Genomic DNA, 8,401 nt, shown 5'->3' on the forward strand with positions numbered 1-8,401 from the left:
GCTCGTCTTCGTCCAGCGCCGCATCGCCGAAGCTGGGCTCGCGCCGGTCACCGCGCGGCTGGCCAGCCGCAGCACGACGCGTGCCCTGCTCCTGCTTGGGCTTGCCGAACAGCCAGATCAGGGCCAGCACGACCAAGCCCAGGATCGCCAATGGAATGCCGACGGCCGGATTCCAGGCAAATGCCACGGTAGGTTCCATGAGTTGACTCCTTATGCTGCGCCGGCAAGTTTAGCCGCTTCGGCCAGATCCACCTGCACCAGACGCGATACGCCCGGTTCGCGCATGGTGACGCCGCAAAGTTGCGCCGCCGCCTCCATAGTGGCCTTGTTGTGGCTGACAAAGATGAACTGCACCTTTTCGCTCATCTCCTTGACCATGTTGGAGAAGCGGCCGACGTTGGCTTCATCCAGCGGTGCGTCCACCTCGTCCAGCAGGCAGAACGGCGCCGGGTTCAAGCCGAAGATGGCGAATACCAGCGATACTGCAGTCAGGGCCTTCTCGCCGCCGGACAATAGCGTGATATTGGAAACGCGCTTGCCGGGCGGGCGGGCCATGATCGCCACGCCCGTATCGAGCAAATCGTCGCCTGTGAGTTCCAGGTACGCATGACCGCCGCCGAACAGGCGCGGGAACAGCTCTTGTACACCGGCGTTGACGCGGTCGAAGGTCTCCTTGAACCGCTGGCGAGTTTCGCGATCGATCTTCTTGATCGCCCCCTCCAGCGTTTCAAGCGCACTGGCCAGATCGGTAAGCTGATTGTCCAGATAATTCTTTCGCTCGCTCTGCTCGGCATGCTCCTGGATTGCCGCCAGGTTGACCGGCTCCAGGCGTTGGATCTTCTGTGCCAGGTCGCCGAGATCCTTGCGCCACTGTCCAGCGTCGGCGTCCTCGGCCAGTTCGGCCAACAGGGGCTCGAGCTCCAGGCCCGAAGCGACGATGGCTTCGGCCAGTTGCTGAGCACGCAACTGCAGGGCCTGCGCCGCCAGGCGCTTCTCCGAGAGCTTTTCGCGCAGGGTGTTGAGTGACTGTTCGGTGCGCTGGCGATCCTGATCGAGGCGGCGAAACTCGCCGTCGCAGTCGTCCAGCGCACGACGGGCATCCACCAGTTGCTTGTCGACCAGCAGGCGCTGGTCCAGGTAGGTCTGGCGTTCGGCCTCCAGCTCGGCGATCGGATCGGTGCCGGCCGCCAGTTGCTCGGCAATCTCGTTACGGCGCAATTCGATCTGCCGATGCTGCGAATCCATGCGTGCCAGGGCCTGCTCGAGGGAACCGAGCGTGGAACGTTTCGATTCCAGGCTGAGGGCCAGCGCATGAGCCTGGTCGGCCGCCTCGCGTGCATTCATGCGCGCTTCCTCGCGCGCTTCGAGCAAGGCACGGCGTTCGTTCTCGAGTTCGCGCCGCTGGTCTTCCAGGTCGCCCATATGGCCGACCGATTCGTCCAGGCGTGCGCGTGCTTCGCGCGTACTGCTCTGCAATTCGTCGATCTGCGCAATCAGCTCGGACAATTCGCCAGCGACTTTCTCCGACCGCGCGCGCGCGGTCTCCACCTTGCCGCGATGACTTTGCAATTGGCCGGCCAGTTCGGACTGCCGGCGGTGTGCGTTGTACAGCTCGCGCTGGGCATCGTCACGTGCACGCTCGGCCTCGAACTTGGCGGTACGCAGCTCGTCGAGCTGCTCGGTCAGCTCTTCGATACGCGCTTCCAGTGTGGCGATCTGCTCGGCCAACGTGCGCATCTCGCGCTCACGTGCCAGCACACCGACTTGGTTGCCCTGTGCGCGGCGCACGCGGGCCCAACCCGGACCGAGCCATTCGCCCTGGCGGGTCATCACCGATTGATATGGCGCCAGCGCCGACAAGCCGCTGACGCGCTGATGCGCTTCGACAAGTGTCTCGGCGGTCAGTACATGGCTAAGCAGCGAAATGGCAGCAGCGGGGCCGCGCACATGCGCCGCCAGCGTGCCGGGGGCGTTCGCGCCGCCCTCCTCGGCATCGACCAAGGCTATGTCCGCATTTTCAAGACCGGCAAATTCGGTAGCCAGCGTATGCGAGCTATCGACCAGCACGCTATCGAGAAAGCCGGCCAATGCGGTTTCCACCGCCGTTTCCCAGCCTGCTTCCACTTGCAACGACTCGCCGAGGCGACGCGACTTGTCCAGGCCCAGGCGTGCAAGCCAACCACTGGCGGCGCTTTCTTCCTGACCCAAAGCCGCGTGCTGCAAGGCTTCCAGCGAAGCCTGGCGGCCGCGTGCGGTTTGCAACTGCTGGCGCGCTTCGTTCAACGCCGACTGCACCTGGCGCTCTTCGTCGAGCACTTTCTCGTGCGAGAGCTTGTGCTGGTCGAGCATGCCGCCCAGCGTCTCGACACGCTCGCGCTGTGTATCGTGCTCGGCATGCAATTGTTCGGCCGCCGCATCGAGCGCGGCGACATCGGTAGCTTTCTGCTCGTTGTCCAGCGTTTCCTTGCGCTTGGCGAGGTCGACCGCCTGGCGGTCCAGATAGGCCAGCTTGGTGCGCTCCACTTCAGCGGCGCGGCTGGCCTCGCCGGCGGTGCGCGTATAACTGTCCCAACGCTGCTGCCAATCGGCCAGTTTGCTTTCGGTATCGCGCTGAGCGTCGCCGGTATCCTCCTGCATCTGCTGCAGGGCCTCCAGGCGCGGCTCACCTTCAGCCAGGGCCACGCGCAAGGTTTCGACCTGCTCGCGATCGGTGGCGATATGACTGGCCAGCTCGGCTTGTTCGCGCTCGGCATCCGTCTGGGCGCGCTGCAGGCGTTCGGCGGTCTCGCGGTTGTAGCGCACTTGCTGTTCGACACGGGCTATCTCTGCGCCGACCTTGTAGACCTCGCCCTGTACCTGGTTCAGGTGCTCGCTGGCCTCGGTATGGCGCTCGCGCACGCTTTCGAGCTGCGCCTCGATGTGCCGTTGCTCGGCAAGACGCTTTTCGATTTCGGTTTCGGCAGCGGACAGGCCGGCGTCCTCGCCATCGTGCTGGCCCTTCAGGCTACGGTATTCAAGCGCCCGTAGCTCGGCTTCCTTGCGGATCTGCTCTTCTTTGTAGGCCTTCCAGCGCTCGGCTGCGCGCGCCTGGCGATTCAAATGCTCAAGCTGCTTGTCGACCTCGTCGCGCACGTCGCGCACGCGGTCGAGGTTCTCGCGTGTAGACTTGATGCGGCTCTCGGTCTCCTTGCGGCGCTCCTTGTACTTGGAGATGCCAGCAGCCTCCTCCAGGTGGGTGCGCAACTCGTCGGGTGCGGCCTCGACGATCTGGCTGATCATGCCCTGCTCGATGATCGAATAGCTGCGCGGACCCAAGCCCGTGCCGAGGAACAGATCGGTAATGTCGCGACGCCGACAACGCGCGCCGTTGAGGAAATAGCCCGACTGGCCGTCACGCGTGACTTGGCGCTTGACCGAGATTTCCGCGTATTGGCCGTATTCGCCCTGAATCGTGGCGTCGGAGTTGTCGAAGATCAGCTCGACCGTCGCCTGACCCACCGGCTTGCGCGCGTTGGAACCGGAAAAGATGACGTCCGTGAGCGAATCGCCGCGCAGGCGGCTGGCCGCGCTCTCGCCCATGACCCAGCGGATCGCGTCGATGATGTTGGACTTGCCGCAGCCATTGGGCCCCACCACGCCGGTCATATTGGTCGGCAGGTGCAGGGTGGTCGGGTCGACGAAGGACTTGAAACCAGCGAGCTTGATCGTGGTAAGGCGCATGCGGGTTCTTTAGGTACGGCTATCGGGTGAGCCCATGACAGCTGGGCGACAAGGCACTGTGCCAAAGGCGGGCCTGGCCCGCAATGCATTTCGACAGGAGAGCAAACCTGAAGTTTGCACTTCAACCCATTGAATTACTTTGACTCAGGCCTTCGGAGGCTGAGCGTCGATGGACAGGGCGTGGATACCCTGGTCCATCAGGCCGCCCAAGGCGGCATAAACCATGCGGTGGCGCTTGAGCGGTAGCTGGCCAGCGAAGGCCGCGCTGACGATGCGCACGTGGAAGTGCCCTTTGCCCTCGTTGGCATGCCCGACGTGCTTGTAGCCCTCGTCAAGCACCTCCAGCTCGATCGGGTCCAGCGCCGCAGAGAGCCGCTGACGGATGTCCTCGACCGTATTCATGCCGCAGGCAAGGCCTTGCGGAACGGCTTGATACGCACATCGGCATAGACGCCGGCGGCTACGTAGGGGTCGTCCTTGGCCCAAGCCTCGGCGTCGGCCTGCGAGGGAAACTGGGCCAGGATCATGCTGCCGGTGAAGCCCGCCGGGCCTGGATCTTCCGATTCGATCGCCGGAAACGCGCCGGCAACGAACAAGCGGCCTTCATCCAGCAGCTTTTGCAGGCGCTCGATGTGCGCCGGGCGCGCGCCCTTGCGCTTCTCCAGCGAATCGGGGACGTCCTGGGCAATGATCGCAAACCACATAGCGCGCTCCAAAAGAATCCAAACGCCTATTCTAGCGCGAGTCGCCACATGCTCGGACCGGCGCGCTCAGCGCCGGCGCGTCATTTCGCGCCGCAACGGTGCCAGCGGCGCATGATCGTCGAAGACGATACGGCCATCGCGCATGTCCACGCCCAATGCGCGGAACAGGCCATCCAGATCCACCTGCACCGGCTTGTCCTTCATCTCGGCGTACAGGTCCGATAGCACATGCATGCCGATCGCTTTGTCGCCTGCTTCCATGACCTGTCCCGCCGACCAGTCCGCACCGTTGCCGCCACTGGCGCGATTGATTGCCCGCAAGGCTTCTTGCAGGGTGTGCTTGCCTTGCGATTGGCGATAGATTCCTACTTCGGCGAGCAGCCAGAACGCCGCTCCACCCCAATAGGTACGACCCCAGGTATGGGTATGGTCGAGCCCGCGATCGCCTGCCGCCGGCTGTCCCTTGGACATATCTTCGACCGACCAGCGCCAGACCTCCTCCGGCGCCAGCTGACCGGCCTGCGCACGTGCAATCGGCTCGATATAGGTGGCATTGCCTTCCATCAGCCAGGCCCACTGCTCGCCCAATACCGGCAATGCCAGATGAGTCATTTCGTGCACCAGCATCCAATCGCTGGCAAAAGCCTGCTCATCGGCGCCGCGACCGACATGGAGTCGGATGGCCGAACCGTCAAAGCCATAGGTCGTCCCTGGACCGATGCGGCTGCCAACTTCGGCGATCACCAACAATCCCACGCGACGCACCGGGAAGCGACCAAAATAAGTCGTCACCGCCGTGGCGCTACGTCGTATCCAGGCGAGCGTGCGCTCCCGATCCAGGCCGGATGCGCCATCGGCAAACACGATATCGAGTGTGCCGCCTCCGATAGACAGACTTTGTCGCGGCTGCTCGCGCAAGGCGGCATAAAGATCTTCGGCACGTGCATAGCTGCGTTGCGGCCACGCACGCGGCAACCATGCCGCAGCAACCAAACCGCCGGCCAGGGCGAACAGGACGCGACGTCGATCCATCGTGCAATTTCCGCCTAACGCTGAATAGTCGCGTCGATGATCGCACCGCCGGGCCCAGCCTGGATGAACGCGGCCGTGGCAAGCCCTGCAATCGTCGGCATCGGCAGCGTGAAATCCTGTTCGCCGCCGCTCCACGATCCCAGCCGCACCAATTGCCGCACAATATTGCGATGTGGCAGCACGCGTCCGCCATTCTCTCCCGCGCCGATAGGAACTTCGAGCGTGCGTGGATCGTAGCGAACCAGCCATACATCGTAGGTACCGGCCTCACCGGCGCCGACGTGCAAGCGACCTTCTCGCCAGCTCAAGGCTGGCCCACGCTTCATCGTCGTAGCCGCTTCGGCCACGGCATCGTCGAGCTGGGTTCGATCGGTACCGACTACATCTCTACGGCCGTTAATGAAAACCTGCGGCGTCCATACGTCGGTGCGACCACGGCGGCGCGCGTAAACCCACTGGCGATCGGTGAAGGCCTGTTGTGCGAACGTATCCTTCCATCCCAGGTCATCCCAATACGTCACGGCGTAGGACAGTGCGAGTATGTCCGCCCGCGCGGCCAATGCATTGAGGTTGGCGTCGGCGGGTGGGCAAGACGAACAGCCCTGGCTCTGGAACAGCTCGACCACGACGGGGCGCTTGCTATCTCCGTCCAGGGACTCCTGCGCGTACACCTCGTCAAGAGCAGTCAGCGCCATCAGGCCAGCGAACCACATCCCAAGCAGCTTGAATGCCTTCATTGCGACCAGCCTCTTTCAAGAACGGTGTCAGGCAGGTATTCGCCGCTGCGGCGGCATGGTTACAGTGCGATACGGTGGAATCGGTCCAGCGGTTGCATCAGGTCCACATTGGCATGATGTGTGTCGGTGATCAGCCTGCTATCGCACGTGGCATGAAACCAAAACAGCAGCGGCGAAAGACCGGGTCCCCGCCGCAGTGCATGTCGTACTTTTCGTGCACATCGGTGTTCACACCGTCGGCGGCGTGGTCGCCGGCGATACCCAGGCATCTGCGGCCAGTGCCGTCAGCCGATTGCGCGCTACATGGCTTCGACCGCCGTGGCCACGGCAGCGTTTTCGATCCGGTCCTCTGCTGAGGGCCCGGAAGCGGAAGATGCATGTGCCGGAGCAGGTGCCGACGATGCAGGAGCGGCAGCAGGCTGCTCGCCCGATTCCGGTGCCGAAGCATCGGGCGCAGGCGAGCAAGCCACAGCCGCAAGTGCAAGCAAGCCACTGAACAGCAGGCGCGCATTGAGCATGCCCGAGCTCAGGCTTCCGGACGCATATAAGGGAACAACAGCACGTCGCGAATCGACGAGGAATCGGTCAGCAGCATCACCAGACGGTCGATACCGATGCCCAGGCCACCTGTCGGCGGCAGACCGACCTCCAACGCACGGATGTAGTCCGCATCGAAATGCATGGCCTCATCGTCGCCCGAATCCTTTGCATCGACCTGCGCCTGGAAACGCGCGGCCTGATCCTCCGGATCGTTCAACTCGGAGAAGCCGTTAGCCAGCTCCTTGCCGTTGACGAACAGTTCGAAGCGGTCCGTGATGCCCTTGTCGGTGTCGTTCTCGCGCGCCAGCGGCGAGACCTCCACCGGGTGATCGATGATGAAGGTCGGCTGGATCAACGTGTGCTCTACTGTTTTCTCGAAGATTTCCAGCAGGAGCTTGCCCCAGCCATAGGCTGGCTTGACCTGTACGCCCAGGCGTTTGGCATGCGCCGCCATCGCCTCGCGATCGCGCAGCTCCTCGCGCTTGATTTCCGGATTGTGCTCAAGCACGGCATCTTCCATCTTCCAACGGCGAAACGCCGGGCCGACATCGATGGATGCACCGTCCCAGGTCAATGCCGTGCCGCCCAGCACATGCTTGGCGGTATCGCGGATCACGGCTTCGGTAAGGTCCATGATTTCGTGATACGTGGCGTATGCCTGATACAGCTCCAGCATGGTGAACTCGGGATTGTGCCGCGTAGACACACCCTCGTTGCGGAAATTGCGGTTGATTTCGTAGACGCGGTCGAAGCCGCCGACGACCAGACGCTTCAGGTACAACTCCGGTGCCACGCGCAGGAAAAGATCCATATCCAGCGCATTGTGATGCGTGACGAACGGACGCGCGGTCGCGCCTCCCGGGATCACGTGCATCATCGGCGTTTCCACTTCCATGAAGCGGCGCGGCGCGGCCTCGAGCCACTGACGCATATAGCCGATGATGCGCGAGCGCAGTGCGAAGGTACGGCGCGCGCCCTCGGTGACGATCAGGTCGACATAGCGCTGGCGATAGCGTTGCTCGACGTCGGCCAGGCCGTGGAACTTGTCCGGCAGCGGACGCAGGCTCTTGGTCAGCAGGCGCAGGCTGCCGACCTTGACCGAAAGCTCACCGGTCTTGGTGCGCATCAGCACACCCTCGGCGCCGACGATATCGCCCACGTCCCAGCCCTTGAAGGCCTTGTAGGTTTCTTCGCCGACCGTACCTTGGTGGATGAATAGCTGGATGCGGCCGGTGAAATCCTGCATCTGCACGAAGGCGACCTTGCCTTGATCGCGCTTGAGGATAATGCGGCCGGCGACTTTCACACGCCGCGCGATAGCCTCGATAGATTCGGCCGTATGGGTGTCCTTATCCGCAAACTCGGCTTGCAGGTCACCGGCAAAGGCATCGACCTTGTGATCGTTCGGGAACGCCACGCCCTGCTCGCGGAGCGCTTTCAGTTTCTCGCGGCGCTCGGCGATCAGCTTGTTTTCGTCTATGTTGGCGGGTACGTCTTGGATGGTTTGCTCGGTCATATCATGGGTCTTAGGGACGAGGGATGAGTAGCGAGGGCGCTTCGATTCGCACCTACCGCGACCTGGTAGCTTGGCAGGAGGCCATGAAGCTGACAGAAAGGGTTTATGCTCTTACAGAGGAGTTGCCCCGGGATGAGCGTTTCGGATTGATT

At 63.1% G+C, this 8,401-nt stretch carries 7 protein-coding genes and 1 pseudogene; all 8 read right to left on the reverse strand.

Annotation, left to right across the window (positions count from 1 at the left end; all coding sequences use genetic code 11):
* Window positions 1-199 (reverse strand): annotated as a pseudogene (locus VIM98_RS15190) (cell division protein ZipA); the annotation flags it as partial.
* A gap of 11 nt (window positions 200-210) precedes the next feature.
* On the reverse strand, window positions 211-3,720 hold the full coding sequence (gene smc / locus VIM98_RS15195) for a chromosome segregation protein SMC (RefSeq protein WP_331993951.1): 3,510 nt from the start codon (window positions 3,718-3,720) through the stop codon (window positions 211-213).
* 144 nt (window positions 3,721-3,864) lie between these two features.
* On the reverse strand, window positions 3,865-4,122 hold the full coding sequence (locus tag VIM98_RS15200; protein WP_331993952.1) for a BolA family protein: 258 nt from the start codon (window positions 4,120-4,122) through the stop codon (window positions 3,865-3,867).
* Complete coding sequence (locus tag VIM98_RS15205; RefSeq protein WP_331993953.1) at window positions 4,119-4,424, reverse strand: YciI family protein; 306 nt, start codon at window positions 4,422-4,424, stop codon at window positions 4,119-4,121. Before VIM98_RS15205 ends, VIM98_RS15200 begins: the two co-directional genes overlap by 4 nt.
* A 66-nt stretch (window positions 4,425-4,490) precedes the next feature.
* On the reverse strand, window positions 4,491-5,456 hold the full coding sequence (locus tag VIM98_RS15210) for a hypothetical protein (protein WP_331993954.1): 966 nt from the start codon (window positions 5,454-5,456) through the stop codon (window positions 4,491-4,493).
* Between the two features lie 14 nt (window positions 5,457-5,470).
* A complete protein-coding gene (locus tag VIM98_RS15215; RefSeq protein ID WP_331993955.1) occupies window positions 5,471-6,193 on the reverse strand; it encodes a DUF1223 domain-containing protein in 723 nt (240 codons plus the stop codon).
* A 299-nt stretch (window positions 6,194-6,492) separates the two neighbouring features.
* Window positions 6,493-6,711 carry a hypothetical protein gene (locus VIM98_RS15220; RefSeq protein WP_331993956.1) on the reverse strand — a complete coding sequence of 73 codons (219 nt, stop codon included), beginning with the start codon at window positions 6,709-6,711 and terminating at the stop codon, window positions 6,493-6,495.
* A gap of 8 nt (window positions 6,712-6,719) precedes the next feature.
* Window positions 6,720-8,249 (reverse strand): lysine--tRNA ligase, encoded by a 1,530-nt coding sequence (gene lysS, locus VIM98_RS15225; RefSeq protein ID WP_331993957.1) that lies wholly within the window; start codon window positions 8,247-8,249, stop codon window positions 6,720-6,722.
* Window positions 8,250-8,401: the final 152 nt, after the last annotated feature.

This window comes from Dyella sp. (genome assembly GCF_036568765.1).
In the GTDB taxonomy this organism is placed as follows: Bacteria; Pseudomonadota; Gammaproteobacteria; order Xanthomonadales; family Rhodanobacteraceae; genus GSA-30.